The organism is Ornithinimicrobium cryptoxanthini, from assembly GCF_023923205.1.
Classification (GTDB): domain Bacteria; phylum Actinomycetota; class Actinomycetes; order Actinomycetales; family Dermatophilaceae; genus Ornithinicoccus; species Ornithinicoccus cryptoxanthini.
In genome coordinates this window covers 2,560,390-2,586,911 of record NZ_CP099490.1, presented here as the reverse complement: position 1 = coordinate 2,586,911, position 26,522 = coordinate 2,560,390, and the positions used below count along the sequence as shown (strand labels likewise).

Annotated in this window: 24 protein-coding genes; 19 read left to right on the top strand and 5 right to left on the bottom strand. The window is 66.7% G+C overall.

All coding sequences use genetic code 11. From position 1 onward, the window contains the following. Window positions 1–376: 376 nt before the first annotated feature. The 5 genes from NF557_RS17860 to NF557_RS11925 all read left to right on the top strand — a co-directional run bounded on the left by NF557_RS17860 (window position 377) and on the right by NF557_RS11925 (window position 11,397). A complete protein-coding gene (locus tag NF557_RS17860; RefSeq protein WP_370584436.1) occupies window positions 377–667 on the top strand; it encodes a TraR/DksA family transcriptional regulator in 291 nt (96 codons plus the stop codon). A gap of 69 nt (window positions 668–736) precedes the next feature. Next, complete coding sequence (locus NF557_RS11940) at window positions 737–4,207, top strand: helicase-related protein (RefSeq protein WP_252619630.1); 3,471 nt, start codon at window positions 737–739, stop codon at window positions 4,205–4,207. A gap of 562 nt (window positions 4,208–4,769) precedes the next feature. After that, the gene (locus tag NF557_RS11935; protein ID WP_252619628.1) at window positions 4,770–7,523 is read left to right on the top strand and encodes a DUF1156 domain-containing protein; all 2,754 of its coding nucleotides are present in this window, start codon (window positions 4,770–4,772) and stop codon (window positions 7,521–7,523) included. A gap of 1 nt (window position 7,524) precedes the next feature. Further along, window positions 7,525–10,881: a DUF499 domain-containing protein gene (locus NF557_RS11930; RefSeq protein ID WP_252619626.1), complete on the top strand. Its 3,357-nt coding sequence runs from the start codon at window positions 7,525–7,527 to the stop codon at window positions 10,879–10,881. 54 nt (window positions 10,882–10,935) lie between these two features. Next, complete coding sequence (locus NF557_RS11925) at window positions 10,936–11,397, top strand: hypothetical protein (protein ID WP_252619624.1); 462 nt, start codon at window positions 10,936–10,938, stop codon at window positions 11,395–11,397. Between the two features lie 249 nt (window positions 11,398–11,646). Here the strand turns inward: NF557_RS11925 and NF557_RS11920 are convergent, their stop codons facing one another. Further along, window positions 11,647–13,053, bottom strand: coding sequence for a recombinase family protein (locus NF557_RS11920; protein WP_252619622.1), 1,407 nt, complete (start codon window positions 13,051–13,053; stop codon window positions 11,647–11,649). A 32-nt stretch (window positions 13,054–13,085) separates the two neighbouring features. Between NF557_RS11920 and NF557_RS11915 the strand changes: the two genes are divergently transcribed. The 9 genes from NF557_RS11915 to NF557_RS11875 all read left to right on the top strand — a co-directional run bounded on the left by NF557_RS11915 (window position 13,086) and on the right by NF557_RS11875 (window position 18,663). After that, window positions 13,086–14,063 carry a TadA family conjugal transfer-associated ATPase gene (locus NF557_RS11915; RefSeq protein WP_252619620.1) on the top strand — a complete coding sequence of 326 codons (978 nt, stop codon included), beginning with the start codon at window positions 13,086–13,088 and terminating at the stop codon, window positions 14,061–14,063. Further along, window positions 14,060–14,926 (top strand): type II secretion system F family protein, encoded by an 867-nt coding sequence (locus tag NF557_RS11910; RefSeq protein WP_252619619.1) that lies wholly within the window; start codon window positions 14,060–14,062, stop codon window positions 14,924–14,926. Before NF557_RS11915 ends, NF557_RS11910 begins: the two co-directional genes overlap by 4 nt. Next, a complete protein-coding gene (locus NF557_RS11905; protein ID WP_252619617.1) occupies window positions 14,923–15,852 on the top strand; it encodes a type II secretion system F family protein in 930 nt (309 codons plus the stop codon). Before NF557_RS11910 ends, NF557_RS11905 begins: the two co-directional genes overlap by 4 nt. Window positions 15,853–15,923: 71 nt before the next feature. Further along, complete coding sequence (locus tag NF557_RS11900; protein WP_252624142.1) at window positions 15,924–16,145, top strand: hypothetical protein; 222 nt, start codon at window positions 15,924–15,926, stop codon at window positions 16,143–16,145. Continuing rightward, complete coding sequence (locus NF557_RS11895) at window positions 16,142–16,585, top strand: TadE family protein (protein ID WP_252619615.1); 444 nt, start codon at window positions 16,142–16,144, stop codon at window positions 16,583–16,585. Before NF557_RS11900 ends, NF557_RS11895 begins: the two co-directional genes overlap by 4 nt. Next, entirely contained in the window at window positions 16,582–17,037 is a 456-nt protein-coding gene (locus NF557_RS11890) for a pilus assembly protein (RefSeq protein ID WP_252619613.1), read from the top strand. The genes NF557_RS11895 and NF557_RS11890 overlap by 4 nt, the downstream gene beginning before the upstream one ends. After that, window positions 17,027–17,500, top strand: coding sequence for a pilus assembly protein TadG-related protein (locus NF557_RS11885; protein WP_252619611.1), 474 nt, complete (start codon window positions 17,027–17,029; stop codon window positions 17,498–17,500). The genes NF557_RS11890 and NF557_RS11885 overlap by 11 nt, the downstream gene beginning before the upstream one ends. Before the next feature lie 182 nt (window positions 17,501–17,682). Then, entirely contained in the window at window positions 17,683–17,943 is a 261-nt protein-coding gene (gene rpsT / locus NF557_RS11880) for a 30S ribosomal protein S20 (protein ID WP_252619609.1), read from the top strand. Between the two features lie 84 nt (window positions 17,944–18,027). Then, complete coding sequence (locus tag NF557_RS11875; RefSeq protein WP_252619607.1) at window positions 18,028–18,663, top strand: transcriptional regulator; 636 nt, start codon at window positions 18,028–18,030, stop codon at window positions 18,661–18,663. Window positions 18,664–18,808: 145 nt separating this feature from the next. Here NF557_RS11875 and NF557_RS11870 read toward each other — a convergent pair whose 3' ends face one another. Continuing rightward, window positions 18,809–19,261 (bottom strand): CoA-binding protein, encoded by a 453-nt coding sequence (locus NF557_RS11870; RefSeq protein WP_252619605.1) that lies wholly within the window; start codon window positions 19,259–19,261, stop codon window positions 18,809–18,811. A gap of 99 nt (window positions 19,262–19,360) precedes the next feature. Here NF557_RS11870 and NF557_RS11865 point away from each other — a divergent pair, with 99 nt between their 5' ends. Together NF557_RS11865 and NF557_RS11860 are read left to right on the top strand one after the other, a co-directional pair. Beyond that, complete coding sequence (locus NF557_RS11865; protein ID WP_252619604.1) at window positions 19,361–20,389, top strand: LLM class F420-dependent oxidoreductase; 1,029 nt, start codon at window positions 19,361–19,363, stop codon at window positions 20,387–20,389. Further along, window positions 20,386–20,787: an SdpI family protein gene (locus NF557_RS11860; protein ID WP_252619602.1), complete on the top strand. Its 402-nt coding sequence runs from the start codon at window positions 20,386–20,388 to the stop codon at window positions 20,785–20,787. The genes NF557_RS11865 and NF557_RS11860 overlap by 4 nt, the downstream gene beginning before the upstream one ends. Here NF557_RS11860 and NF557_RS11855 read toward each other — a convergent pair. Then, entirely contained in the window at window positions 20,762–21,334 is a 573-nt protein-coding gene (locus NF557_RS11855) for a Uma2 family endonuclease (protein WP_252619600.1), read from the bottom strand. The genes NF557_RS11860 and NF557_RS11855 overlap by 26 nt on opposite strands. 102 nt (window positions 21,335–21,436) lie before the next feature. Here NF557_RS11855 and NF557_RS11850 point away from each other — a divergent pair, with 102 nt between their 5' ends. The 3 genes from NF557_RS11850 (at window position 21,437) to NF557_RS11840 (ending at window position 24,187) form a co-directional block, all read left to right on the top strand. Beyond that, window positions 21,437–22,597, top strand: coding sequence for an acyl-CoA dehydrogenase family protein (locus NF557_RS11850; RefSeq protein ID WP_252619598.1), 1,161 nt, complete (start codon window positions 21,437–21,439; stop codon window positions 22,595–22,597). Between the two features lie 203 nt (window positions 22,598–22,800). Next, window positions 22,801–23,409: a class F sortase gene (locus NF557_RS11845; RefSeq protein WP_252619596.1), complete on the top strand. Its 609-nt coding sequence runs from the start codon at window positions 22,801–22,803 to the stop codon at window positions 23,407–23,409. A 148-nt stretch (window positions 23,410–23,557) separates the two neighbouring features. Beyond that, window positions 23,558–24,187, top strand: a complete 630-nt coding sequence (locus NF557_RS11840) for a hypothetical protein (protein WP_252619594.1) — start codon at window positions 23,558–23,560, stop codon at window positions 24,185–24,187. Window positions 24,188–24,218: 31 nt separating this feature from the next. On the opposite strand, the gene selA is transcribed toward NF557_RS11840, so the two are convergent. Beyond that, window positions 24,219–25,520, bottom strand: coding sequence for an L-seryl-tRNA(Sec) selenium transferase (gene selA, locus NF557_RS11835; protein ID WP_252619592.1), 1,302 nt, complete (start codon window positions 25,518–25,520; stop codon window positions 24,219–24,221). A gap of 25 nt (window positions 25,521–25,545) precedes the next feature. Next, complete coding sequence (locus NF557_RS11830; RefSeq protein WP_252619590.1) at window positions 25,546–26,436, bottom strand: universal stress protein; 891 nt, start codon at window positions 26,434–26,436, stop codon at window positions 25,546–25,548. Window positions 26,437–26,522 lie beyond the last annotated feature (86 nt).

Here is a 26,522-nt window from a genome sequence, read left to right as displayed (position 1 = left end):
CACTGTGGCTCCTACAGGGTTGGGAAAACGGGTCGGCACATCCTAGGCAGTGACTCACCGAATGCGACCCCGGTGAACGTCAGTGTTGAGAGTGTCGCCTGGAATGGTGGACTCACGTGCAGGTTAGACGGCCCATCATGTCCTCAACTACCGATTCCGAGTCGCGCGCCATGGCCGTACCACCCCGCTGCGCTTCTCCACGAGGAGCAGTCCGACCTTCAAGCACGCATCTCGCAACTGACCGCCGACATGACTGCCCTCTTCGAGGCGTCGCGACTCCAACGCTGATGACGAGCACGACCCAGAGGACCAGACGATTCCTTCGGCCGCCCAGCTCGCTGGCCATGACCCGTCAGCTCGAGAGCACTTGCGAGAGGTGGACACCGCGATCGAACGCCTCGAGGGTGGGACATACGGAGTCTGCGAGTTCTGCCGTGAGCCGATCAATCCGGCACGGCTGCAAGCTAGGCCGACGGCACGCACCTATGTCCAACACACGCGTGCTCCAGACCGTGCCACGACTTGCTTGCCGGCTCCACGCCGCGGTGAACCAGTCCTCGCTCCGGGTGCACGCTGGGCGCTCTGTGCACTCGCCTTACAAGGTGATGAAGCTCACCGGCAGGCCGTGTTCGGCTTTCCGCTGAGCTGGCTCACGCGGCGCCCATAGCGCGACTCTCACTACCTCTCGCGTACGTTGGGCGTTCCGCTGCCAAGATTGACCTGCAGGCAGGCGCTGGTGCCCGGCTTGTCGGATCGCTCGCGTAACCTTGGCCGACTGTCGATGAGGAGTTCAGACGTGCAGCTTGAAGCACTCAAGCCGGGGCTGAGGATCGAGGGACTCATCCCAGCCGAAGTCACTACTGTCATCGCGACGCAGTGGCACGGCACCGACGCGGTGGAGCTGACCTACAAGAACGCCGCTGGCGGTCTCGGCCAGCAGGTGGTGTTCCGCAAGGACGAGGGCAGCCTGTCGATTGCGCGGGCCGGCGGTCGACCCTTCGACGGGAACGCCAGTGACTTCAAGCTGGTGGCAGAGGCGCAGCGGATCACGCTGGCGGGACTGTTTGACCCGATGCTCGCGGTGGCGACGAGTGACGTGCAGCCGCTGCCACATCAGATCCGCGCTGTTTACGGCGAGCTCTTGCCGCGCACGCCGCTGCGCTTCTTGTTGGCAGACGACCCGGGCGCGGGTAAGACGATCATGGCCGGGCTCTACATCAAGGAGCTGTTGCTGCGCGACGACGTGAAGCAGTGCCTCATCGTCGCCCCCGGCGGTCTGGTGGAGCAGTGGCAGGACGAGCTGTTCTTCAAGTTCGGCCTTCGTTTCGACCTGCTGACCAACCAGTTGATCGACTCCAACATCAATCTCAACGTCTTCGAAACCAACCCGCTCCTGATCGCCCGCATGGATCAGCTCTCCCGCAACGAGGTACTCCAAGCGCAGCTCAGAGAGACCGAGTGGGACCTGATCATCGTCGACGAGGCGCACCGCATGGGCGCGCACTACTTCGGCGGCAAGCTGGAGAAGACCAAGCGGTTCCTGCTCGGTGAGCTTCTCGGCCTGGTCACCCGTCACCTGCTGCTGATGACCGCGACGCCGCACTCGGGCAAGGAGGAGGACTTCCAGCTCTTCCTCACACTGCTCGACCGCGACCGGTTCGAGGGCAAGCAGAAGAAGTCGGTCGACGTTTCTGGGGTCATGCGTCGCATGGTCAAGGAGGACCTACTCACCTTCGAGGGCAAGAAGCTCTTCCCCGAGCGCATCGCCGAGACCGTGCCCTACGAGCTGACCGCGGTGGAGCAGGACCTCTATGAGGACGTCACCCACTACGTCCGCGAGGGGATGAACCGCGCCGAGAAGTTGGGCGGTAAGCGCAAGAACACCGTTGGCTTCGCCCTCACCGTCCTGCAGCGCCGTCTGGCGTCGAGCCCAGAGGCGATCTACAAGAGCCTCGTGCGCCGCAGCGAGCGCCTGGAGCGCAAGAAGACCGAGATCCTCAACGGCACTTACACGGACGCCGACCCGGGCATCGACCTGTCCGAGATCGACGAGGACGAGTACAACGCCGAAGAGATCGAGGAGATGGAGGAGGAACTCCTCGACGCCGCCACCGCCGCGCAGACGGTGGCGGAGCTCAACACCGAACTCATCGAACTGGCCGACCTCATCGAGACCGCAAGGAAGGTCCGCGAGGCCGGCACGGACCGCAAGTGGATCGAGCTGTCCACGATCCTTCAGGACAACCACCTGACCACGGACGGTGAAGGGTGGCCGCGGAAGTTCATCATCTTTACCGAGCACCGCGACACCCTGGACTACCTCCAGGCCAAGATCGGTTCCCTGCTCGGCAAGCCGGACTCTGTCAAGGCGATCCACGGCGGTGTCCGGCGTGGTGAGCGTCGTTTGATCACTGAGGAGTTCACCAAGAATCGCGACGTCCAGATCCTGCTGGCCACCGACGCCGCCGGCGAGGGACTCAACCTTCAGGCCGCGCACCTGATGGTCAACTACGACCTGCCATGGAACCCCAACCGCATCGAGCAGCGCTTCGGCCGCATCCACCGCATCGGTCAGGAAGAGGTCTGCCGCCTGTGGAACCTCGTCGCCTCCAACACCCGCGAGGGTGAGGTCTTCACCCGCCTCCTGGAAAAGCTCGACCAGATGCGCCAGACCTACGGCGGCAAGGTCTTCGACGTCCTCGGCGAAGCCTTCACCGAAACCCCGCTGCGCAACCTCCTACTCGACGCCATCCAGTACGGCGAACGCCCAGACGTGAAAGCGAAGATGCACCAGGTCATCGACGCCTCCGTCGGTGCGGGACTCAAGGACCTCCTCGAGGAACGCGCCCTCGCATCAGAGAACCTCGCTGAGGCCGACCTTCAAGCGCTCCGCGCTGCAATGGACGAAGCCCGCGCACGGCGGCTCCAACCGCACTACATCGAGCTGGCGTTCAAAGCAGCGTTCACCCGACTCGGCGGCCGCATCGTCAAGCGCGAGCACGGCCGCTACGAAATCGCTAACGTGCCACAACAGATCCGTGCCACACGCAAGGGACCGATCGCCACCAAGTACGACCGCGTGACCTTCGAACTCGGCAAGGTCCACGGCGAAGGCCTCGGACGAGCCGACCTGCTCGCTCCCGGTCACCCCCTCCACGACGCCGTCATGGACGAGACGGTGCGCCAATTCGGCGGCACCCTCAACCGAGGAACCGTCCTCGTGTCCTCGACCCTAGAGGAGCCACACCTCCTGGTCGGCGTGGTGGAGGAGGTCGCGGACGCGACCGGAGAATCCGTGTCACGACGCTTTGGCTACGCATTCGTCGACAGCCACGGCACCGCCACCCCGGCCGGCCCCGCGCCGTACCTCGACTGCGTCGCCGCACCAAACAGCCCGGCCACCAGAGCTGCACGTGCGCTTCCGTGGCTGGCAGACGCCGAGGACAAGGCAACGAGCTGGATCATCGCCAATCAGCTGCCGGAGTACCTCGCCGAGGTCCAGCCGCGACGCCGCGCCGAGCTGAGCAAGGCCCGCGACCTCGTCACCAAGCGCCTCGAAGGTGAACGCGACCGACTCCTGCTCGATGCCGCGATCGCGTCGGAGAAGGAGCAGGCCGGCGACAAGCCCAAGGAGACTTCGGAAAGCCTCAACCGCAAGGCCGTCGAACTCGATGTCCGTCTCCGCAAACGTCTCGAACTGCTCGACCAGCAGCAACTCATGTCGATCAAGCCACCCCGGATCGTGACTGCCGCACTCGTGCTCCCGGTCCGGATTCTGGAGAATGACCTGGCCGCGACCGCTCCGATCCACGCCAAGGAAACCAAGGAAGTCGAGCGCCGCGGCGTCGACCTCGTCCTGACACGGGAGCGAGAACTCGGCCGCAAGCCCGTCGAACAGGCCTTCAACAACCCCGGCTTCGACATCCTCTCCACCGACGCCAAGGGCGACACCTACCGCATCGAGGTCAAAGCCCGCATCGAGGGAGCCACCGACTTCTTCGTCACCCACAACGAGGTGATGACCGGCAAGAATGCCGTCCCGCGCTTCCGCCTGGCCTTGGTCCGCGTCGATCCACGCGGCCCACAGCATGACGAAGTCCGCTACCTCAACAACCCCTTCGCCAACACCGACCTCGGTGACTTCGACGCCACCGGCGTCCGGGGCGACTGGGCGAGGACATGGTCCAAGGGCTCGGCGCCGTTCTGATGGGGAGCGCTTGCAGACTGACGTTGGTCGCCGTCCTGTCCAATCCTCCGCTGAGCGGCGGGAAGCGGACGTTGAATCGCGTTGCGGTAGCGGCCGATCTGTTGGGCTTTGGCGAGTTCGTAGTGACGAATCTCTTCGCTTTTCCCTCGCAGTCGACCGCCGCGATTGACAGGCTGGGAGCCAGCGAGAATGGCTGGGTGGCCGCCAGAGAGCCCCTTGCAACTGCACTTGCTACGGCCGACGGTGTGCTGCTGGCGTATGGCGCGACGCCGCCGTCTGGCCCGGCACGGCTTCACTTTTGCGATCAGGTCGTCTGGCTGCGAAAGCGCATCGATGTACTGTCCCGACCCGTATGGGTCGTCGGAGACGGGCCGCGTCACCCGTCACGCTGGCAACGCTGGACGCACCGCGCTCACCCCGATCTGCCCTTCACTGATGCGCTTCGGCTGAGCCTCGCAGCGGTACAACCGGAGTCTGTCTGTGGAGGAGGCTAGGTTGGACCTTGAGGTAGCGGTGCATCTGCGCTGCTGTACGTCTGGGAACGGGCAGAGGGGTCGTCGTAATGCAGAAGCGCAAGTTGATCGAGGTGGCGTTGCCGCTCGAGGCGATGAATAGGGAGTCGGGCCGCGAGAAGTCGATCCGCCACGGCCATCCCTCCACGCTGCACTTGTGGTGGGCTCGGCGGCCGCTCGCGACGGCGCGCGCGGTGATCTTCGCCCAACTCGTAGACGATCCGAGCGCGCGTCCAGAAGAATTCCCCACCGAGGAGCTGCAGCGCAAGGAGCGAGAGCGTCTCCACGGCATCATCGAACGACTTGTCATCTGGGAGAACATCGGTGACCAGCAACTATATGCCGCGGCGAAGGCAGAGATTCTGAAGTCCACGAACGGTTCGCCGCCGACCATTCATGACCCTTTTGCGGGCGGCGGAACGATTCCATTGGAGGCACAGAGACTCGGGCTTGAGGCTAGCGCGTCAGACCTTAATCCTGTATCGGTCCTGATTAACAAGGCCCTAATTGAGATTCCGCCTAAGTTCAACGGCCGCGCGCCAGTGTTCCCCGGGATTGCTGATTCGGAAATTCGTGAGTGGAATGGTTCGGAGGGTCTTGCAGCCGACGTCCGAGCGTACGGCGCGTGGCTTCGCGAGCAGGCTCAGCAGCGAATCGGTTTCCTCTACCCTAAAGCAAATCTTAACGACGGACGAGAGGCGACAGTAATCGCTTGGATCTGGGCACGGACGGTCAGGTGCCCGAACCCAGCGTGCCGCATCGAGGCTCCTCTCGTGAAGACTTGGTGGCTTGGGAAGAAGAAGGGAAAGGAGACCTTCGTGGTCCCGAGAGTGACCACGGACCCTGCAGATCCATCTGGACTCCGCGTCACATTTTCCATCGGCACAGGAGCTGGTGGGCCGTCAATTCCCCCGACTATGGCTGGTCGGCAGGGTGGCGCGTGCCTCTCCTGTAAAGCGGCGATTACTCGCAACCACATCAAGACTGAGGGTCTGGCCGGACGGCTCGGTGCTTCGCTGATGGCCGTTGTTGCGGAGGGTAATCGTCGGCGTGTCTACTGCGACCCCAGTGACTCGCATTCTGAGGCGGCGCGCGTGCCACGACCTGAAGATGTACCGGATGCAGAGTTGTCGACCCACTCCCAGTATATGGGCGCGCCGTTGTATGGGATGATGACGACGTCAGCGCTTTTCACCAATCGCCAGCTTGTTGCGCTTACGACGTTCTGCGATCTCGTGAACGAAGCCAGAGCGCGTGCAATCGCGGACGGCGCTGACGCGGAATACGCCGACGCCCTAGCCCTCTACTTGGCATTTGTTGTCAGCCGGTTGACCGATTACCAATCAAATCTCACGACATGGGCGAGTAATCCTCAAATGGAAATCTTGCGGAACGTATTCTCCCGCCAGGCCTTGTCCATGGCATGGGACTTCGCAGAGGGCAATCCGTTCGCGGCCAGTTCCGGTAGTTTGGTGAAGATGACAGCGGCTGTTGCTAACGCGCTTGAGCGGCTCCCCGCTCGTGGGACTGCCTCGGTGTACCAAGCACCAGCGCAAGACGGCGTGCCAGCGGGCGCACTCATCAGTACTGACCCCCCGTACTACGACAATGTGCCCTACGCTGACCTGTCTGACTTCTTCTACGTATGGCTACGTCGCGCTTTAAGAACTGTTCATCCCGACTTAACATCGACGCTGCTGGTGCCGAAGTCGGAAGAGCTCGTCGCAGATATGCAACGGCACGGCCGTGACGGCGCAAGAACCTTTTTTGAGGACGGATTCCGACGCGTCTTTGAGTGCGCACGCGACTCCGCCGATCCTTCGCTGCCTATCACGGTTTACTACGCATTTCGCCAGGTCGACCGGGGTGCAGAGGGAGAGGCATCCAGCGGATGGGAGACCCTCCTCGAAGGCATGATCAGTGGAGGCTGGGAGATCACATCTACGTGGCCGGTCCGAACCGAAAGCGCTGGACGGATGCGTGACATTGGATCAAACGCGCTCGCTTCGTCCATCGTGCTGAGCCTCAGGCCCCGACCCGAGTCGGCCGGGACCACGGATCGGCGCGGGTTCATCGCCGATCTCGGGGCTGAACTGCCAGGTGCGCTGCGGCGATTGCAGCAGGGCCAGGTCGCGCCTGTTGACCTTCCGCAAGCGGCCATCGGCCCTGGTATGGCAGTGTTCAGCCGCCACTCTGGGGTGCTTGAGGCGGATGGCTCGAAGATGTCGGTTCGAAGCGCACTCGCGCGCATCAACGAGATCCTCGATCAGGTGCTGAACGAACAGGAGGGCGACTTCGACCCGACGTCACGCTTCGCGATTGCGTGGTACCGCGGGCATGGGTATGGTGTCGGCAAGTTTGGTGACGCTGACAATCTCGCTCGGGCGCGCAACACGAGCGTTGACATCATGGAGCGGGACAAGATTCTGACGAGCCGGGCTGGCAACGTCCAGCTCATCAAGCCTGCCGACCTGCCGTGGGACTATGACGCCCTCAAAGACACGCACACAAGCAATTGGGAAGCGCTGCATCACCTGATCAAAGTCTTGGAACGAGACGGCATTGCCCCTGCTGGTGACTTTCTCCAGGGCTCGCTGAGCCGCCCGGATGGCACCGTGGACGCTGACCTTGTGAAGGAGTTGGCGCACTTACTCTTCCGCGTTGCCGAAGGCAACGGCTGGACCCAGGACGGGCTCTCCTTCAACAACCTAGTAACGAGCTGGCCCGAGATCCTTGAGGTGGCACGCTCGGCGAAGAAGCCCACCCAGACACAGGGCGCCTTGGCGTTTGACGAGGACGACTGACATGGCAGTGAGCAATCGTGACCGCGTCGGCAAGCTGTTCGAGGTCATCGCCCCGGCCCTCGACGACTACATCTCGTCCGTGATCGGCGCCGTCGACCAGTCTGCCGGAGCGAACTGGGTCAAGCTTGTCGCGGCGAAGGACGGCCACGCGGGCAAGGTGTACGACCCGCTCGACCCGCAGGTCCAGCTCCGCATACTGACGGAGTCCTCGATCACCACCAACGTGAAGCCACGCTGGTACCCGTTCTCCGACACTCTAGGCCGAGTCGGTGAGGCGTTCGCCACCGAGTTGAAGACCGCCCGCAACACCTGGGCGCACAACGGCTCCTTCACTGACGACGATGCCTATCGCACGCTGGACACGGCAGAGCGACTGATGACGTTGCTGGGGAAGCCCTCGGAAGCTGAACAGGTCAAGTTGATCCGCCTGAATCTGCGGCGAGTCACCGCGGACCGTGACGACAAGAAGGTTCTCAAGGCCGCGGTTGACAACCCGCAGGCGGTGGGTGGGCTCAAGCCGTGGCGGGAGGTGCTACAGCCGCACGAGGATGTCGCGACCGGCAACTTCCATGCCTCGGAGTTCGCCGCGGATCTGTACAAGGTCGCTACGGGCGGGGAAGTCGACTCTGATTACGCCGACCCTGTCGAGTTTTTCAAGCGGACGTACCTCACCGCGGGTCTGAGCGATCTGATCGGCCGTGCGGTTCGTCGGCTCGCGGGTGACGACAACGCGTCGCCGGTAATCAATCTCCAGACGAACTTCGGTGGGGGCAAGACCCACTCCATGCTATCGCTGTGGCATGTAGCTGCCGGTCTGCCGGTGGGCGACTACCCGCAGGAGACGCAGGAGCTGCTGCTCGCTAGCGGCTACCAGGGAGCCAAGGTCAACCGCGTCGCCATTGTCGGCAACCATTTCAGCCCTTCCGGCGTGGTGAAGGACGACGGCACTCACGTGAACACGATTTGGGGGGAGCTCGCCTGGCAGCTCGGCGATGTCGAGGCATACGCGATCGTCGCGAAGGCCGACGGTGACCGGACTCACCCTGGGGATGCGCTTCACGAGCTCCTGAGGAAGTACGCGCCGGCCGTGATCCTGATCGACGAGTGGGTCGCGTACGCGCGATCCCTCGTCGGGCGCGACGATTTGGCCGGCGGCACCTTTGATGACCAGTTCACCTTCGCGCAATCGTTGACCGAAGCCTGCAAGGGCACTCCTGGGGTTCTACTGGCGATCTCCATCCCTGCCTCCGAGAGTGGCGACGACGCGGAGATCGCAGTCGGTAACGCCGAGGAGGTCGGCGGGGCTCACGGGCTTGAGGCGCTCAAGCGGCTCCAGAACGTGGTGCGCCGCGTCGCCGAGCAGTGGCGTCCGGCGTCCTCCGACGAGGCTTACCACATCGTCAAGCAGCGTCTGTTCAAACAGCCCGACGCCGCAGGCTTGGCGTCCATCGGAGCAACGGCCAGGGCGTATGTCGAGATGTATCGCAAGTACACTGACGACTTCCCGCGCGAGGTTAGGGATGCGGCGTATGAGGACCGCATCAAGCGGACCTACCCGATCCATCCGGAGATGTTCGACACCCTCTACGAGGAGTGGTCAGGGCTTGAACGCTTCCAGCGCACCCGCGGTGTACTGCGCCTGATGAGCACCGTTATCCACGCGCTCTGGACCGGTGAGGACGCTTCGCCGCTGATCATGCCTGGCTCGATCCCGCTCGCCACCGCTAATGTCAATGCGGAGTTGACGCAATACCTGCAGGATTCGTGGAAGACGATCATCGACGCCGATGTCGACGGCCCCAACTCCGAGCCCGGTCGGATCGACAAGGAGAAGCCGCTGTTCGGTCAGCGGGCTCTGACCAAGCGACTCGCGCGAACGGTGTTCTTCGGTGCTGCCCCGACGATCGCGCCCGGTTCTACGCACAAGGGCATCGGGACCCAGCGCGTGTTCCTGGGTACTGCGGTCCCCGGCGACGTGCCGGGCAACTTTCACAGCGCACTGACGCAGCTTGGCGACAGGGCGACGTACTTCTACTCCGGCTCGGGCAAGTATTGGTATGACCTACAGCCCAACATCACACGGACCGCCAAGGATCAGGCCGAGCGCCTCCACAAGGAGGACGTGTGGGCTGAGATCATCAAACGTCTCCAGAGCCAGGGCCGCACGCGCGGTGACTTCGCCGGCGTCCATGTCTGTCCGGAGTCGAACGCCGACATCCCTGACATCGACGAGGCGCGGCTGGTGATCCTGCACCCGAAGGTGGCGCACAAAGGCAAGACCGAGTCGGAGGCCAAGGCGTTCGCGCACAACGCCACCGAGCAGCGCGGCGGCGCCAACCGGACCAACCGCAACACTGTCGTCTACCTCGCCGCCGATGAGGCCAGACTCGGGGAGCTGGACACCGCGACTCGCGACTACCTCGGCTGGAGTCACGTCCTCGCCAACGAGGCCGATCTCGACCTTACCCAGAACCAGAAGAACCAGGCCGCGCAGCGTCAGGCGCAGGCCGACCAGACCGTCACCGCGCGTCTGTTGCAGAGCTTTACCTGGGCGCTCGTCCCGACACAGCCGGACCCGAGCTCCCCATTCCTGGTGAGAGAGACCAAGGTCGAAGGTCAGTCACAGTCGCTCGCAGAGCGGGTGTCGAGGCGTCTGGGCAATGACGGCGACCTCTCGACCCGACAGGCCGCGGCAACCATCCGGCTGGCGATCAACCGGGTGCCGCAGATCTGGAAGGACGGCCACGTCGCGCTCGGTGCCCTATGGGGCTTGTACTGCCAGTACCCGTACATGCCGCGGCTGCGGGACCGGAGGGTTCTCAACGAGGGCATCGTCGACCTGCCGATGATCTGGGTGACCGACGCGTTCGCACTCGCCACCGAGTACGACCAAGCCAGCGGCCGCTACATCGGTCTGTGGACCCCGGAGGACAAGGGCCCGGCACCGGTCGCGACCGACGCGCTTCTGCTCGTGCGCCCCGATGTCGCGACGAATCAGCGTGAGGCCGAGTCCGAGCGAAAGGCGCCGTCCGAAGAGGTGTCCGCGGCCGTCGTCGAGCAGCACGGCGGAACTACATCTCACGACCCGTCCACATCAAAGGGCGACATCGACTTCGCCAAGCCGAAGACCCGCTTCTACGGAGTGAAAACCCTCAGCTCCGACAAGATCGCGCTAGACTTCAAGAACATCGCCGACGAAGTTATCGCCAACCTGCGGGCCGCCGATGGCACCCAGTTGACCGTCCGCATCGAGATCGAAGCCACCAACTCCACTGGCTTCGCAGACGACAAGATCCGCACCGTCTCGGAGAACGCACACACCCTTAAGTTCGACCAGTCGGGCTTCGAGGAGAGCTGAGAATGCGAGTCAACTTGGCCAAGCATGACCTCGGGTCCCTTCACACTTCCAGCCATGGCCAACTCTAAGCACACGGTCGCGCCCGTAGTCGTCTTCTTCGCGCTCATCCTGGGCATTCCTTGGGCTGTTGAGACGCTCGCCGGGCCGACACCTGCTGCTACTCACGAAACCCGTACCGTGCTGGACTCGACCAAGATCCGCCTAGATTCGTGGGGGTACTACCACGCGACCTGGAAAGTCAGGGGGGACGATGGCCACGCCAGATGCCCCCAGCCGAACGAGGTGTTCCTGATAGTGAGTGAGGAGACGGTGCCATTCGACACTGCAGAACGCTTTAGCTGTGCCTCCGTCGCCATCGGCGACCACGGGTCTGTAACCCTGAACCTCGGCGATGCCCCCTGGGCGATCCTCACGCAAGGTAGCGAAGTTGAGTGGCGGGACGGCGGCGTGGAAGGCGAAGTCATCGCAAGATGGCGGATGGACGGCGATCGAGCAGAGGGACCCTCGGAGCGTTGAACGCCTCCGCGTCGGAGGGAGGACAAGAGCAACAAACTCCACCCTTCGCGACGTTCGCGAGGCCGTCAGAGTAGACACAGACACTCCGTTCGGGGGCACCTCATGTGCGCACAGCTCGGCAGTCCAACCGACATCCACAGGGAAGTACCTTCGCGCCCACGAGTGGCCGGATCACCGACCTGTGAAGCCGCGAAGCCGCAACGATGAGGATCGTCCCACGGTGGTACCCGGCCGTCTAAGCTTCACCGACTACGGGGGCCACTCGATTGCCACGGAGGTGGGGTCGAAGGTGCTCCCGTTGCCGGAGCCGATGGGGTTGATGGTGATGCGCATGGCCAGGAATCGGATGATGCGCTTGCGGGTCTCCACGTCGGCGGTCTCCCAGGCGTCAGCGACGCCGGTGCCAGCGAAGCCCGCGAGCTCGGGGCTCGGCTGGGCGGCCGCCAGGCGTGCGCGCTCCTGAGCGAGTTGGGGCTTGAGGCGTTCGGAGACGCGGCGCAGCTGGTCGCTGGTGATGGTGTCGTCGGCGAACTGGTCAGCGGCGAGGGCAAGCTTGGCTTCCAGGGCTGCGATGCGGTCTGAGGCATGGGTGGCCGCGGCGGGGTCGCCGCCGAGGAGCTGGACGCCGTCTCGCTCAAGCACGCCGAGGACGACGCGGGTGACGAGGTCGTCGACGTCGGCCATGCGGCGCCGGACCTTCATGCACCCGGCGTGTGGGCAGGTGTAGGAGTGGGCGTAAGTCCGGGTGCGACCGTTCCTCAGGACGTAGCTGTACTCGTTGGTGCCGACCATCGATCTACCGCATGCTCCGCAGTGGGCGAGGGAGGTCAGGAGGTACTTGGCTTCGGTGCCCCGATTGCTGGTCCGGCGTGCCGGGTCGGTCAGGAGGGCGACGACTCGCTCGTGGGTGGGCATGTCGATGATCGGGTCCCACTGCCCGGGCCCGACCTCCTTGCCCAGGTGGGTGCGGACGCCGCAGTTGCGCCAGCGCAGCAGCATCTGCCGTAGGACGATGGTCTGCCACTGACGCCCGCTGCTGGTGGTGATGCCGCGGCTGTTCAGGTCGTTGCTGATCTTCCACAGGGCCTGGCCTGAGAGGACGCGGTCGACGCATTCTCGGACCACGGCTGCTTCCTCGTGGTTGATCGTGAGTGTCCTATCAGCTCGGAAGTCCCACCCGAACGGGCGTTTGCCGATGTGAGCGCCGTTGGCGGCGAGTTCTTGGTGCTTCGCCTTCAGCCGCCGACGTTGCTGCTCGACCTCATACCGGGCCACGGTGCCCTTCATCCGGGCCATCATTCGTCCCTGCTCGGTGGCCAGGTCGATGTCCCCACCGACTGATGCGAGCTTGAGCCCGAGGCGGTCGGCGTGGTCGATGACGTCCTCGAGCTCACGTGGGGTGCGGGTGAGGCGGTCCACGTCCCACACCGCAACCGCCTTGATCACTCCCCGCTCCACGTCCTGCATCATCCGCGTGTAGGCCGGCCGGACCTTGCTCCTGGTGGCACTGACGTCGTTGTCCTCATAGACCTGCGCGAGGTCCCACCCCATGCGTGCGACGAGCTTCTCGCAGTCGACCCGTTGTCGCTTCACGCCGAGCCCGAGCCCTTCGGAGTCGCGGGAGATCCGGAGGTAGATGCCGGCAGGCACGGTCATGGCAGGTGCTCCTTCGGGAGAGTATCTAGCGAATGATACTCCCCGGCAAAGTCTTTGTCGCACGGCACGGTCGCCCCGAGCTGACCCCGACGATCCTGACCGAGCAGCAGGTGCGCGACCTGGTCGAGCGCATGCTGCGTTCCAGTGGCCGCAGGGTGGACTTAAGCAGCCCTTTTGTGGACGCGGCACTGCCGGACGGGTCGCGCTTGCACGTCGTCATCCCAGACATCACCCGGCGTCACTGGGCGGTCAACATCCGCAAGTTCGTGGTCGCTGCGGATGAGCTGGGCGACCTCGTGCGCTTGGGGACACTCCCGGCGTCAGCTGCTGCGTTCCTGACCGCCGCGGTCGAGAGCGGTCTCAACATCCTGGTCGCGGGAGGGACTCAGGCGGGCAAAACCACCCTCCTGAACTGCCTGGCCGCGGCGATCCCACCGACCGAGCGGGTGGTGACGTGCGAGGAGGTCTTCGAGCTCAAGGTGCCGCTGCGTGACGTGGCCGCGATGCAGTGCCGGCAGGCCAGCCTCGAGGGCACCGGAGAGGTCCCACTGCGACGACTTGTCAAGGAGGCGCTGCGCATGCGCCCCTCCCGCATCCTGGTCGGCGAGGTCCGCCAGGAGGAGAGTCTGGATCTGCTCATCGCACTGAACAGCGGACTTCCTGGCATGTGCACCGTTCACGCCAACAGCGCCCGCGAGGCGGTCACCAAGATGTGCACCCTTCCCCTGCTGGCTGGCACCAACGTGGCCAGCGGATTCGTTGTCCCCACGGTCGCGAGCTCGATCGACCTCGTCGTCCACCTGGCCCTCCACGCGGACGGACGGCGGCGGGTCCAGGAAATCGTGGCTCTGCCGGGCCGGGTCGAGGCCGAGGTGGTTGAGATCGCGGATATCTTCCTGACGCGTGACGACCAGCTGGTGCGTGGCGAAGGCTTCCCACCGCACGCGGACCGGTTTGCTCGTGCCGGACACGATCTGGCACAGCTTCTCGGCTCGGGGAGCACCAGATGACGGGGTCGTTTCTCGGCCTGGTCCTTGGCCTGGGTCTGGCGTGCATCTGGTGGTCGTTCTGGCCCGCCGCAGATCCCGTGCGGAAGGCGCGACACCACGCGCTCCTGGCGCAGCTCGACGACGACATCCGACTGGCGGGCCTGCGCTCGCTGCGCTGGTCCGGGCTCCTGGCCGTCTGCGCGATCGCGGTCGTCATCGTGGCGGTGCTCGGGCTCGCCGTCACGCGGGTCCCGGCTGTGAGCATCGCCTTTGCCGGGATGGCAGGCTGGGCGCCGCTGGCCGTCGTCAGGGCACGGGCGAGGAGCCGCCGCTCCCGCCTTCGCGAGGTCTGGCCGGATGCCGTCGACCACATCTCGTCCGGGGTGCGCGCCGGACTGTCGCTGCCCGAGGCCCTCATCCAGCTCGGCGACCGCGGTCCGGAGGAGCTGCGCGAGGCCTTCCTCGCCTTCGGCCACGACTACCGCGCCAGTGGCAGGTTCACAGACTCGCTCGACCAGTTGAAGGAGCGGATGGCAGATCCCGTGGCCGACCGGTTGGTGGAGGCTCTGCGCCTGGCCCGTGAGGTCGGTGGCAGCGACCTCGGCAAGGTGCTGCGCACGCTGTCCACCTTCCTGCGCGAGGACGCGCGCTCCCGGGCGGAGCTGGAGGCACGCCAGTCCTGGACAGTCAACGCCGCGCGTCTGGCGATGTGCGCGCCGTGGATCGTGCTGCTGCTGATGGCCACCCGGGGCACGGCTCTGCAGGCCTACCGCGAGCCGACCGGTGTGGTCATCCTGATCATCGGCGGCGTGCTGTCGATCGTGGCCTATCAGGCGATGGTCCGGATCGGGCGGCTTCCCGTCGAGCACCGGGTGCTGCGATGAGCGGGGCGGCCCTGCTCGGCGGACTGCTCGCGGGCAGCTTGTCGATCGGCCTGTCCTTGGTGGCCGTGAGGCTGCCGCGCCCCGGTCGAAGCGACCTGATCGCACGGGTGGAGCCCTATCTCGACCGCGTGCCGAGCGATGCCCACAGACGCGCCGTCGGCTCCGGGTCTGGTGATCTCACCGAGACCGTGCAGCGCGGGATGCGGCGGGCCGGACAACTCGTCGACCGCCTGCTGGGCGGCAGTGAGTCGGTGGCCGCGCGGTTGCAGCGCGCTGGTCTGCCTCCTGACGTCGAGGGTTTCCGGATCCAGCAGGTCCTGTGGGGTGCTGCGGCCGTGGTGGTGACGGTGCTCCTCGGGTCACTGGCGGTGTGGACCCGTGGCGTGGGACTGCCGGCCCTCGCGATCGTCGCGCTGTCGGCCGCGCTGGGCGGGATGTTGCTCCGGGACCAGCTGCTCAGCCGAGCCGCGAGCCAGCGCGAGCGCCGGATCATGGCGGAGTTCCCGGCGCTCGCGGAGCTGCTGGCGCTGTCGGTCACGGCGGGCGAGGGCACGACCCAGGCGCTCGACCGCGTCGCCCGGCTCTCCCACGGCGAGCTGGCTGGCGAGCTTGAGCTCTGCCTGGCCCAGGCCAGGACCGGAGCCACGATGGCCGAGGCGCTGGGCAACATGGGCACCCGCACAGGGCTCTCGCCGATCGTGCGTTTCGTAGACGGACTCGTCGTCGCTATCGAGCGCGGCACACCGCTCGGAGAGGTGCTGCGGGCTCAGGCCCAGGACGCCAGGGAGGCTGCCCGCCAGGAGCTCATCGAGGAGGGCGGTCGCCGCGAGATCCTGATGATGATCCCCGTCGTCTTCCTGGTGCTGCCCGTGACGGTTCTGTTCGCCGTATTTCCCGGTGCCTCACTCTTGCGCCTCACCGTCTGAAGCCCAGCCATGAACGCACTGCGTCCACCCGACCACCAAACCGAGCACGACAACCGACAAGGGAGAACATGATGCAACACCTGATGCGCAGCCGGACTCGTCTGACCGCGGCACTGACGGGCTACTCGGAGCGCCTCGACGCCTGGGCACGACAGCCAGAGCGCGGCGACGTGCCCGGATGGGTGCTGATCACGATCATGACGGCCGGCCTCGTGGCGGCGCTGTGGCTGGTGGCGGAGCCGCTGCTGTCCGACCTGTTCGTCAGCGCGGTGTCCGGCGTCAGTGGGCCGTGACCTGCGACACCGCTGATGCAGCCCGCTGGCACAGGGGCGGGGCTCCCTGCCGGGCCGGCGGCCACCAGGTCCGGGACCGGGGCGCCGCGACGGTGGAGTTCGCCCTGGTCTCCACTCTCGTGGTGTTGCTGTTCCTGGCGGCGGTGCAGGTCGGATATGCCCTGCATGTGCGCAACACGGCCACCGCTCACGTCATTGAAGGCGCCCGAATCGGCGCTCGGGCCGACAACACCCCTGCCGACGGGGTGGCTCGCGCTACGGAGCTGCTCGCCACGACGCTGCCGGGGCGCTACGGCACCAGTGTCACGGGGCGCGCGGCGACCGTGGGTGGGGTCGGCGTGGTCCAGGTCTCGGCAGACCTGCCGTTGCCGGTCCTCGGCCCGCTCGGACTACCCGGCACGATGACCGTGACCGGCCAGGCCTACGCGGAGGAGCAGTGAGCAGGCTCGGCGCAGCGCTGCGTGCCGACGACCACGAAAGAGGGTCGATGCTCGTCGAGACCGCCTTCCTCCTGGTGCTGGTGATGCTGCCGCTGTTCTATCTGGTCGGCACCCTGGGACGGCTCCAGGCTGGGGCGTATGCCGTGTCCGCGGCCGCACGCGAAGGCGGCCGGACCTTCGTGGCCAGTGCGGACGACCCGTCGGGCCACGCGGCGGCGTCGAGCGCCGCCTCGATGGTGATGGATGCGCACGGATTCACCCCACAAGAGGGGAGCATCACTGTGGTGTGCGAGGCCAGCCCGTGCCTGACGCCGGGCGGCGTGGTGCGCGTCGATGCCGTCGTCACCGTGGAGCTGCCGCTCATCCCTGACTTCCTGCGTGGCGCGCTGCCCACCTCGATCCCGTTGTCGTCCAGCCATGTCGCACCGGTGGATGAGTTCCGTGAGTCCTGAGTCACCGGTGGGGTTCGAGCGGGCAGACCCCGAGAGCGGTCAGATCAGCATCCTGCTCATCGGCATGGTGTCGATCACTCTCCTGCTCGTGCTGGGCGTGGTCGGTGTCACGTCGGTCCAGCTCAGTCGCATCCACCTGCTCGATGCTGCCGACGCGGCAGCGCTGGCCGCCGCGGACGCCGTCGATGAGGGTTCCATCTATGACGCGGGTCTCGGCGAGGGCGTCCCCCTCACCACGGCCGGCGTGACGGACGCGGCTGCCGCCCACCTGGCGCGGCAGCCCGTGCCCGACCGGCTCCTCGGCTGGCAGGTGGCCCCGGGCACCGGCACCCCCGACGCCCGCACCGCCGTGGTCCGGCTCCAGGGTGAGGCTCAGATCCCGGTCGTGAGCGGCATACTCAGGTCCCTCGGGGGCAGTGTCACCATCACGGTCGAGTCCCGCGCCCGGTCCGAGCTCGACTGAAGAAGGCCGTTTGGGCGCCGTGCCTCCAGGCTGGTAGATTTGATCCTTGCGTGCGCGCTTTCAGGTCGTGCGCGCATGCAGCACGACCCTCACGTGACTCAAGCAAGGGTGCCCCACGCCCGGTCCCGAGTCACGTGTGTCGCCCTCAACGACACACATCCGACCAAGCAGGAAGACTTTTCGTGGCAAACATCAAGTCCCAGATCAAGCGCATCAAGACCAACGCGAAGGCCACCGAGCGCAACCGCGCTCACAAGGCCGAGGTGCGCACGTTCATGCGCAAGTTCCGCCAGGCCGCTGCCTCCGGCGACGTCGAGGCTACCGAGACCGCGCTCCGCGCCGCGTCCCGCAAGCTGGACAAGGCCGTGAGCAAGGGCGTCATGCACAAGAACCAGGCCGCCAACAAGAAGTCGGCGATGGCCAAGAAGGCCGCCTCCGTCTGAGGCTGCCTCAACACAGACGCTGAGGGCGTCCACCCGATCGGGGTGGGCGCCCTTGCTCGTCTCCACGCGTCATACCCTGTCCTCGTGACTGCCCCCGACCTCCTGGCACTGCACGGCGTGCGGGTGCTGGGGCACGCCACCAGCCGGGCCGTCGCTGACCTCTATGGACTCGACGACGGGACGGTCGAGGAGCACCTCCTGGATGCGGAGGCCCGCGGTCTGGTCAGGCGTGCGGACTACCTGCCGGGCAGCAGCTGGTCGATGACAGACCTGGGGCGCCGGCACGAGGAGGAACTGCTCGCCGCCGAGCTCGACACCCTGGGCGCGCGTGCAGAGATCACCTCTCTGCACCGGGACTTCCTGCCGTTCAACGCCCGCCTGGGTCCGCTGATGACCCGCTGGCAGCTGCGCCCGACCTCCGATGATGCGCTGGCGTTCAACGACCACACAGACCTGAGGTATGACGACAGGATCCTGCGCGAGCTCACTCACCTGGCCGACGGCCTGAGTGAGGTCACACACGGACTTGAGTCTGTCCTGGCGCGGTTTGGGGTCCACCAGCCGCGGATCACCGCGGCCCTGGAGCGGGCGCTGCACGGCGAGCGTCAGTGGGTCGATGCTCCCGAGGTGGCCTCGATGAACATCGTGTGGATCCAGTTCCACGAGGATCTGCTGGCCACCCTCGGTCTGCGCCGCGGCGACGAAGCGGCACACTCGTGAGACCTGGGCACGGTTATCGCGCCTGAGCGAGAGATATTTCCCTCCCGCAGGCGCCCCAACGGTGCCCAGGCTCCGAGACGGCGAGGGTGCCCAGGCCTCGAGGCGGCGAGGGTGCCCAGACTCGGGAGGCGGGAAAGGGGCTCGGTCAGAAGCCGGTCGGGGTGCTGTACTCGATCTTGGGGCAGGTGTCCATGACGACGTTGAGCCCCGCATCCTTGGCCCGCTGCGCCGCGTCCTGGTCGAGGACCCCTAGTTGCAGCCACACCGCGGTGATGCCGAGCCGCTCCGCCTGCTCGATGGCCTGGTCGACGACTGCACCGACGCGCGAGGAGTTGACGAAGCAGTCCACGACGTCGACCTTCGTGCCGTCCGGGATGTCGGCCAGGCTGGCATAGCCGGTCTCTCCCAGGGCTTGCTCGGCGCGCGGGTGGACCGGGATCACCCGGTGGCCCAGATCCTGCTGCAGGAACCGCGCGACCCCGTGTGCCGTGCGGGCCCGGTTGGCTGACAGCCCCACCACGGCCCACGTGCCCTTGGTGTGGAGCAGGCGGACGATGACGCTGTCGTCGTTGCGGTGCCGTCGACGTGTCTCGGTCATGGGACCAGTATCCCGCGCGCGCCCTGATCCGTTGCATTCCGGCCGGCACCCCTCGTGTGCTGATGCACGTGACCAGAGATCCGACATACGGTTGGCAGCATGCGATTTGGACTCTTTGTGCCTCAGGGCTGGCGGATGGACCTGCACGGGATCGACCCCGTTGACCAGTGGCAGGTGATGCGCGACCTGGCCGTCCGTGCGGACGAGCACCCGGAGTGGGAGTCGATCTGGGTCTATGACCACTTCCACACCACACCGGAGCCGACCGAAGACCCGACCCACGAGGCCTGGACCCTGATGGCGGCGTTCGCGGCCGCCACCTCCCGCGTGCGGCTGGGCCAGATGTGCACCTGCATGAGTTATCGCAACCCGGCCTACCTCGCCAAAGTCGCTGCGACGGTGGATGTCGTCTCGGGTGGCCGGGTCGAGATGGGCATCGGCGCCGGGTGGTACGAGCACGAGTGGCGCGCCTACGGCTACGGGTTCCCGCGGGCAGGGGAACGGCTGGCTCGTCTGCGAGAGGGTGTCGAGATCTTCCGGCAGGCGTGGACCACGGGGTCCGCGACCCTGGCGGGGGAGCACTACCAGGTCGACGGCGCTCTGGTGCACCCCCGACCGCTGCAGGGCACGAGTGCCCCCGGCTCTCAGGCCAACGGCATCCCGATGTGGATCGCTGGCGGTGGTGAGCGCAAGACGCTGCGGATCGCGGCGGAGTATGCCGACTACACCAACTTCTTCGGTGACCTCGAGGGCTTCAAGCACAAGTCGGAGGTGCTGGCCGGGCATTGCCGGGACGTCGGACGCGAGTTCGACAGCATCGTGCGCAGCTCCAACTTCAACACGGTGATCGGGCGTGACGAGGCAGAGGTCGAGGAGCGCCTGAAGTGGTTGCACGACCACCTGGTCAGAACCGGCCACACCAAGGACAAGGCGGACCAAGCAGTCGAGAGCATGCGCCGACAACCGGCCGTTGGCACCCCGGAGCGGGTCGTCGAGAAGATGGGCGCGCTGCGTGCCGCCGGCCTCGGCTATGCCATCCACTACTTCGCCGAGGCCGCGTGGGACACCTCGGGGATCGAGCTGTTCGAGCGCGAGGTGATCCCGGCGCTGGAGGGTAGCGGGCGATGAGCGAAGGCGCGGTGATGGGCCTCCTGGGAGGCCCGATGCTGGCGCTGGCCTCATTCGTCATCCCGTTCCTGACCCGGTCGGCCGTTGAGGGTGGGCTGGGTCCCAACGCGGTGATGGGCATCCGGCTCCCGTCGACGATGGCCTCCGAGCGGGCCTGGGTCGCTGGTCACCAGGCGGCCCTCGGCCCGAGCCGGGTGATCGGACGGGTCGGCCTGGCGTGCGCCGTCGCCCTGACGGCCTCGGCGTTCCTCCCGCAGGGGGAAGATCCGCACTGGGTCTCGATCGTGCTGTTTGCCCTCGGGTATGGCGTGGTCCTGGGTGGCGCGGTCTGGTGCGCGGTCGTGGCGAGCCGGGCCGCCAGGGAGGCAGAGGTCAGCCGACCAGTTCCGCCGGGCTGAGATCCAGCTGGACCGGGGCGGTCGTGGTCCACCGCTCGTCACCTGCGACGTAGGCCTCCTCGCGGTAGGCGCCCTCGACGTCCAAGCGGTAGGCCGTCAGTGACGGGGTGTCGGGTGCGATGACCCAGTAGTGCTCGACACCTGCCGCGGCGTAGGCGTCGCGCTTGGGCCCGAGGTCGCGCCGCCAGGTCGACGGGGACAAGACCTCGACGACCAGGACCGGGGCGGCGGGAAGGTTGGCATCGGTGAGGTCCGCAGTGCGCGCGATCAGCAGGTCGGGCTGCAGCGTCGTGTCGCCCTCAGCGATGTCATCGAGCAAGACGTCATAGGGCGCGCCCAAGAGTTCCATCCCGTGAGGAAGGACCGGCCCGAGAACCAGGGCCAGACCCATGATGGCGCGCTGGTGGGCGGTCGACGGGGCTGGGGTCACGAGGACCTCACCGTCGAGCAGTTCATAACGGGCGTGGTCACGGCGCCCGTCCCGGAAATCCTCGAACCCCGCCCGAGACAGACGGTAGTCACGTCCGGGGCCCGTGAGTGTCGGCATACTCATCATGGTGTCCTCTCGCAGGCATGCCCGCAACCATCCCAGCATCGGGTCCGGAGTGGCCGGCGTTGTCCACAACCAGCGAGTAGGTAGGCTGCGCCCATGAGTGATTTTGACCTGTTCCGCATCTCCGAGGACCACGAGGCACTGCGCGAGGCAGTGCGGGAGGTCAGCGATCACAAGATTGCGCCGCACGCTGCGGCTGTCGACGAGGAGAGCCGGTTCCCGCAGGAGGCGCTGGACGCACTGAGGGCGACTGACTTCCACGCACCGCACATCGCCGAGGAGTATGACGGGGTGGGCGCCGACGCCCTCGCGACCTGCATCGTCATCGAGGAGGTGGCCCGGGCCTGCGCGTCCTCCTCGCTCATCCCGGCCGTCAACAAACTGGGCACGATGCCGCTGATCCTCGGTGCCAGTGAGGAGATCAAGGCGAAGTACCTGCCGCCGGTCGCCCGTGGTGAGGCGATGTTCTCCTACGGCCTGTCCGAGGCCGGTGCCGGCAGCGACACCGCCGGCATGAAGTGCAAGGCGATCGAGCAGCCCGACGGGTCCTTCCTGCTCAACGGTCAGAAGTCGTGGATCACCAACGCGGGCGTGTCCGACTTCTACACGGTGCTCGCCGTGACCGACCCGGACGGGGAGCGCGGCCGCAACGTCACCGCATTCGTGGTCGAGAAGTCCGACGACGGGTTCACCTTCGGCGAGCCGGAGAAGAAGCTCGGCATCAAGGGCTCGCCCACCCGCGAGCTGCTCTTTGAGAACTGCTCCATCCCCGGTGACCGCATGGTCGGCGCACCGGGTGAGGGTCTGAAGATCGCGCTCCGCACCCTGGACCACACCCGGGTCACCATTGGCGCCCAGGCCGTCGGCATCGCCCAGGGAGCCCTTGACTTCGCGCTGGGCTATGTCAAGGAGCGCCAGCAGTTCGGCAAGGCCATCTCGCAGTTCCAGGGCGTGCAGTTCATGCTCGCCGATATGGGGATGAAGCTGGAGGCAGCCCGACAGATGGTCTATGTCGCGGCCGCCAAGTCTGAGCGCAACGACCCTGACCTGCCGTTCTTCGGTGCAGCTGCCAAGTGCTTTGCCTCCGACGTCGCGATGGAGGTCACCACGGACGCGGTCCAGCTGCTGGGTGGCTATGGCTACACCAAGGACTTCCCGGTCGAGCGGATGATGCGGGACGCCAAGATCACCCAGATCTATGAAGGCACCAACCAGGTGCAGCGCATCGTCATGGCGCGTCAGCTGCTCAAGGGCTGACCGACCCCACGACCACCAGCCCCTCGGCCCGCCGTCGCGGTCGAGGGGCTTTGTGCGCCCAGGACAAGGGGTGAGACTTGCGACACACCGGGCTGGGCGCTTGGTGAATGTGTCGTGCATAGATCAGATTTGATCAGGACAGATGTGAGCAGAGTGAGCCGTGTGACTGTGTGTGCATGGCCGGGCCGGCTGGGAGGTGCTGGATGACGACTGCGCGGCCCCCCGTCTCGCCTCGACAGCGTGCCGTCTATCGGCGCCGCCGACTGGCCGTGTCGGGCCTCGGGCTGCTCCTGGTCGCCGTCCTTGTCCAAGGGGTCCAGGGCGCCTCAGCTCTCATCGCAGGGACCTTCGGGGGCGCGGAGTCGGCGACCACGACAGCGCTGGTGGACCCGAGCTACGCCCCGGTGCGCATCGACGTGCCGGCAACCGGCCTCAGCCAGCCGTTGCAGGTGGCCGGCCTGGACGGCACGGACCTCAAGCCCCCCGCAGGGAAGGTCGCCTGGTTCACCGGGCTCGACCGGGTCGTCCCAGGGGAGCTGGGCACGGCCGTCGTGGCGGCGCAGGCCGGAGAGGGTGGCGCGTTCGCGGGCCTGACGACGGTTGACGAGGGCGATCGGGTCGTCATCACGTTTGCGGACGGAGTCACGCTCGTGCTGGATGTCGTGGCGACGAGCCTGATCGACGACGACGAGCTGCACGACTCTCAGCTCATCTGGGGCCTGCAGACGGAGACCCGTCGCGTCGCCGTCGTCACACCGGACGAGGTGCCGGGGCAGGACGGGCACCTGCTGGTTGTCGCCGAGCTCGCCTGAGCCCTGGACCGCTCGCGAGGCCACCGGAGGGACTCTCGCCGGTTGTCCATCGTCACCTGTGACGAGGCGCTCGGGTGTGACACCAGGTGGGCACCGCAGTGCCAACTTTGTGGCCGTCGCCGAACTGGCCTAAGTGATACTGGCCCACATGACGTGGTTCGAGGCCTTTGGCTGGCTGGGGTCCATCTTGGTGGTGGTGTCGCTGACGCTGTCGAACCTGCGCAGGTTCCGCACCCTCAACCTGACCGGCTCGGTCATCGCGACCATCTACAACACAGCCATCGAGATCTGGCCGTTCGCGGCGATGAACGCCGCCATCGCGCTGATCAACATCTATTGGCTCATCCGGCTGCACCGCGAACGGTTCGTCTCGCGGACGTATGCCGCGCTCTGGGCCGACGTCTCCGACGACACGGTGCAGCACACGCTGCGGGAGCACGCAGCCGAGATCGCCACGTTCTATCCGCAGTTCGACGGATCTGCCGGTGACGAGGGTCGACACGCCTTCCTCATCGCGACTGGTGACGTCACGGCGGGCCTGATCGTGCTGCGCCGCACGGGACCGGACTCGGCTGAGGTGGAGCTGGACTTCGTGACCCGGGCCTATCGTGACTACAGCCCCGGGGAGTTCGTCTATCGGGACAGCCACCTGATGTCAGACCTCGGCCTGGTGCGACTGGTCGTCCCGCGCGGCACGAGCGGCGACGACAAGCACTTCCGCAGAGCAGGGTTCGTCCCCGGCGAGAACGGCCTGGTCCTGGAGGCCCCGACCGGCTAGGACTGGGACCTCCCGGGGGCTTCCAGCGACCTTAGACCTGCAGCGAACGGACGGCCGCCAGCACCGCCGTCGCAAGATCGGCATCCGACTCCGGAGGGACACACCGCAGGTCGAGCAGCAGCTCCCCGGACTCGACACGGCCGACAACACTCGGCGTGCCGGTGCGCAGCACTGTGGCCAGCGGCTCCGGGAGCGCGACCGCCCACCCAGGCAGCACCACCCCAGGGGCCCCGCCGCCCCCGACCACGCCGTCGTGGGCCCGCACCCGACCGCCGACCTGCTCCGCGAGCGCTGCGGCGCGCGTGCGCAGGACGTCTGGGTCCGCGGTGCGATAGGCGGTGACCGGCGCCACGCCACCGCGCAGCGTCGCCTCCAACGCAGCCAGCGTCAGCTTGTCAACCCGAAGCGCCCGGGCGAGCGGGTGCCGCCGCAGTCGTTGGACGAGCTCGGCGTCACCGAGCAGCAGCCCGGCCTGCGGCCCCCCCAGCAGCTTGTCACCGCTGGCGGTCACCAGTGCTGCCCCCTCACGCAGAGCGGTCGTCGCGTCGGGCTCGTCGGGCAGGGCCGGGTCCGGCGCCAGCAGCCCCGAGCCGATGTCGACCACCACCGGGACCCCCAGGGTGGCCAGGTCGGGCACGCCCACGCCTCCGGTGAATCCCTCGACCCGGAAGTTGCTGGGGTGCACCTTGACGATGGCCGATGTGTGCGGACCCACTGCTGCGGCATAGTCCGCCAGGGACGTCCGGTTGGTGGTGCCCACCTCTCGCAGACGGACCCCCGTTGAGGTCATCAGGTCCGGCAGGCGGAAGCCGTCTCCGATCTCGACGAGCTCGCCGCGGCTGACCACCACCTCGCGGTCGCTGCCGCTGGCGATCAGCCCGGTCACCGCCAGCAGGAGGGCCGCCGCACCGTTGTTGACGACCAGCGCAGCATGGCCCTCAGGCAGTCGGTCACACAGCGCAGCGAGCACCGCAGCGCCGCGCGGACCCCGGCGACCGGTGTGCACGTCATACTCCAAATCGCTGTAGCCGGCCGACCGCACGATGCCCGCGATCGCCTTGTGCGACAACGGAGCCCGGCCGAGGTTGGTGTGCACGACCACGCCGGTGGCGTTGAGCACCGGTCGGACGCTGCTCGTCGTGGGCAGCGAGGCCACCGCGTCCTGCAGGACCTTCTCCGGGGCGATGAGGCCAGCCCGCGCTCGCTCCTGGGCACCCCGGACAGCCGAGAGTATGCCGTCGCGCCCCAACCCGCTGCCCATCTCGCTCAGGCGGGGGTCGGCGAGCAGGTCATCGGTCCGCGGAATGCGTCGCCGGGGGTCGGGCTCGCGCACAGTGCACCTCCTGATCGGGCGCCTCTCAGCGGATGATCTGCACGGGGCACTTGGCGTGGTGCAGGACCGCTCGGCTGGTGGACCCGAGCAACAGGCTGGTCAGCTCGCTGCGTCCACGCGCGCCGAGGAGCAGGGCAGCGGAGTCCTTGGAGGCGTTTGCCAGGACCTCCTCCGGCCGACCCTCGCGCACCAGTGTGGTGACCGTCAGGTCGGGGGCCTCGTGCAACGCCTCCTCCTTGGCCTCGTCCGTGACCCGGTGCGCCACCTCGGAGCGCAGCTTGACGGCCTGGGCCATGGAGGCGTAACCCTCCGGTGGGGTGCCCCGGTTGTCCTGGTAGGGCCGCTCCCAGGCCATGAGGATCTGCAGCGGGGCGTCGTAGCGCTGGGCGGTGGCCACTGCGTGGTGCACGGCGCGGGTCCCGCTGGGAGATCCGTCCGTGGCGACCGTGATCTTGTGCTCCGGGCCGGGGACGTGCAGGGTGCACGGGGGCACGATGACCACCGGGCAGCGCGCCAGCGAGACGACGTGGTAGGCGGTCGACCCCAGGAGGATGCCGCTGACCCGGCCCCGTCCGCTGTTGCCGACCACGATCAGCCGGGCCTCGAGCGAGATCTCCTCCATGGCGGCCGCCGCGCTCGCGAGGGAGGACTTGGCGGTGACCTCCAGGTCGGGGGCCGTCTCGCGAGCGATCTCGACACCACGCTCGGCGATCGCCAGAGCGGAAGCGTGAGCCTGCGCAGGGGTCCACAACCCGACGCCGGCGTCATGGGTGTATCTGATCCGGTCCGCGGCGTGCAGGACGACGAGCGGTTCGCCCTGGTGCTGCGCGAGCTGCGCAGCCCACTCGACCGCCTTCCCGGCGCGCTCGGAGCCGTCGTATCCCACGACGACCGGACGGGCATCCACCTTGCTCATCTCGACTCCTTCGGTCGATTGCCTGCGGCCATAGTGTCCTCTCGGCGGCCGGTCTGCCACCGGTCAAGCGCGATTGACGCCGATCT

Coding starts and splice junctions, on each gene's coding strand:
- NF557_RS11900 (WP_252624142.1), top strand. CDS start 15,924: ATGCAACACCTGATGCGCAGCCGGACTCGTCTGACCGCGGCACTGACG.
- NF557_RS11915 (WP_252619620.1), top strand. CDS start 13,086: ATGATACTCCCCGGCAAAGTCTTTGTCGCACGGCACGGTCGCCCCGAG.
- NF557_RS11870 (WP_252619605.1), bottom strand. CDS start 19,261: ATGACCGAGACACGTCGACGGCACCGCAACGACGACAGCGTCATCGTC.
- NF557_RS11930 (WP_252619626.1), top strand. CDS start 7,525: ATGGCAGTGAGCAATCGTGACCGCGTCGGCAAGCTGTTCGAGGTCATC.
- NF557_RS11860 (WP_252619602.1), top strand. CDS start 20,386: ATGAGCGAAGGCGCGGTGATGGGCCTCCTGGGAGGCCCGATGCTGGCG.
- NF557_RS11850 (WP_252619598.1), top strand. CDS start 21,437: ATGAGTGATTTTGACCTGTTCCGCATCTCCGAGGACCACGAGGCACTG.
- NF557_RS11935 (WP_252619628.1), top strand. CDS start 4,770: ATGCAGAAGCGCAAGTTGATCGAGGTGGCGTTGCCGCTCGAGGCGATG.
- NF557_RS11830 (WP_252619590.1), bottom strand. CDS start 26,436: ATGAGCAAGGTGGATGCCCGTCCGGTCGTCGTGGGATACGACGGCTCC.
- NF557_RS11855 (WP_252619600.1), bottom strand. CDS start 21,334: ATGCCGACACTCACGGGCCCCGGACGTGACTACCGTCTGTCTCGGGCG.
- NF557_RS11845 (WP_252619596.1), top strand. CDS start 22,801: ATGACGACTGCGCGGCCCCCCGTCTCGCCTCGACAGCGTGCCGTCTAT.
- NF557_RS11925 (WP_252619624.1), top strand. CDS start 10,936: ATGGCCAACTCTAAGCACACGGTCGCGCCCGTAGTCGTCTTCTTCGCG.
- NF557_RS11840 (WP_252619594.1), top strand. CDS start 23,558: ATGACGTGGTTCGAGGCCTTTGGCTGGCTGGGGTCCATCTTGGTGGTG.
- NF557_RS11905 (WP_252619617.1), top strand. CDS start 14,923: ATGAGCGGGGCGGCCCTGCTCGGCGGACTGCTCGCGGGCAGCTTGTCG.
- NF557_RS11865 (WP_252619604.1), top strand. CDS start 19,361: ATGCGATTTGGACTCTTTGTGCCTCAGGGCTGGCGGATGGACCTGCAC.
- NF557_RS11920 (WP_252619622.1), bottom strand. CDS start 13,053: ATGACCGTGCCTGCCGGCATCTACCTCCGGATCTCCCGCGACTCCGAA.
- NF557_RS11910 (WP_252619619.1), top strand. CDS start 14,060: ATGACGGGGTCGTTTCTCGGCCTGGTCCTTGGCCTGGGTCTGGCGTGC.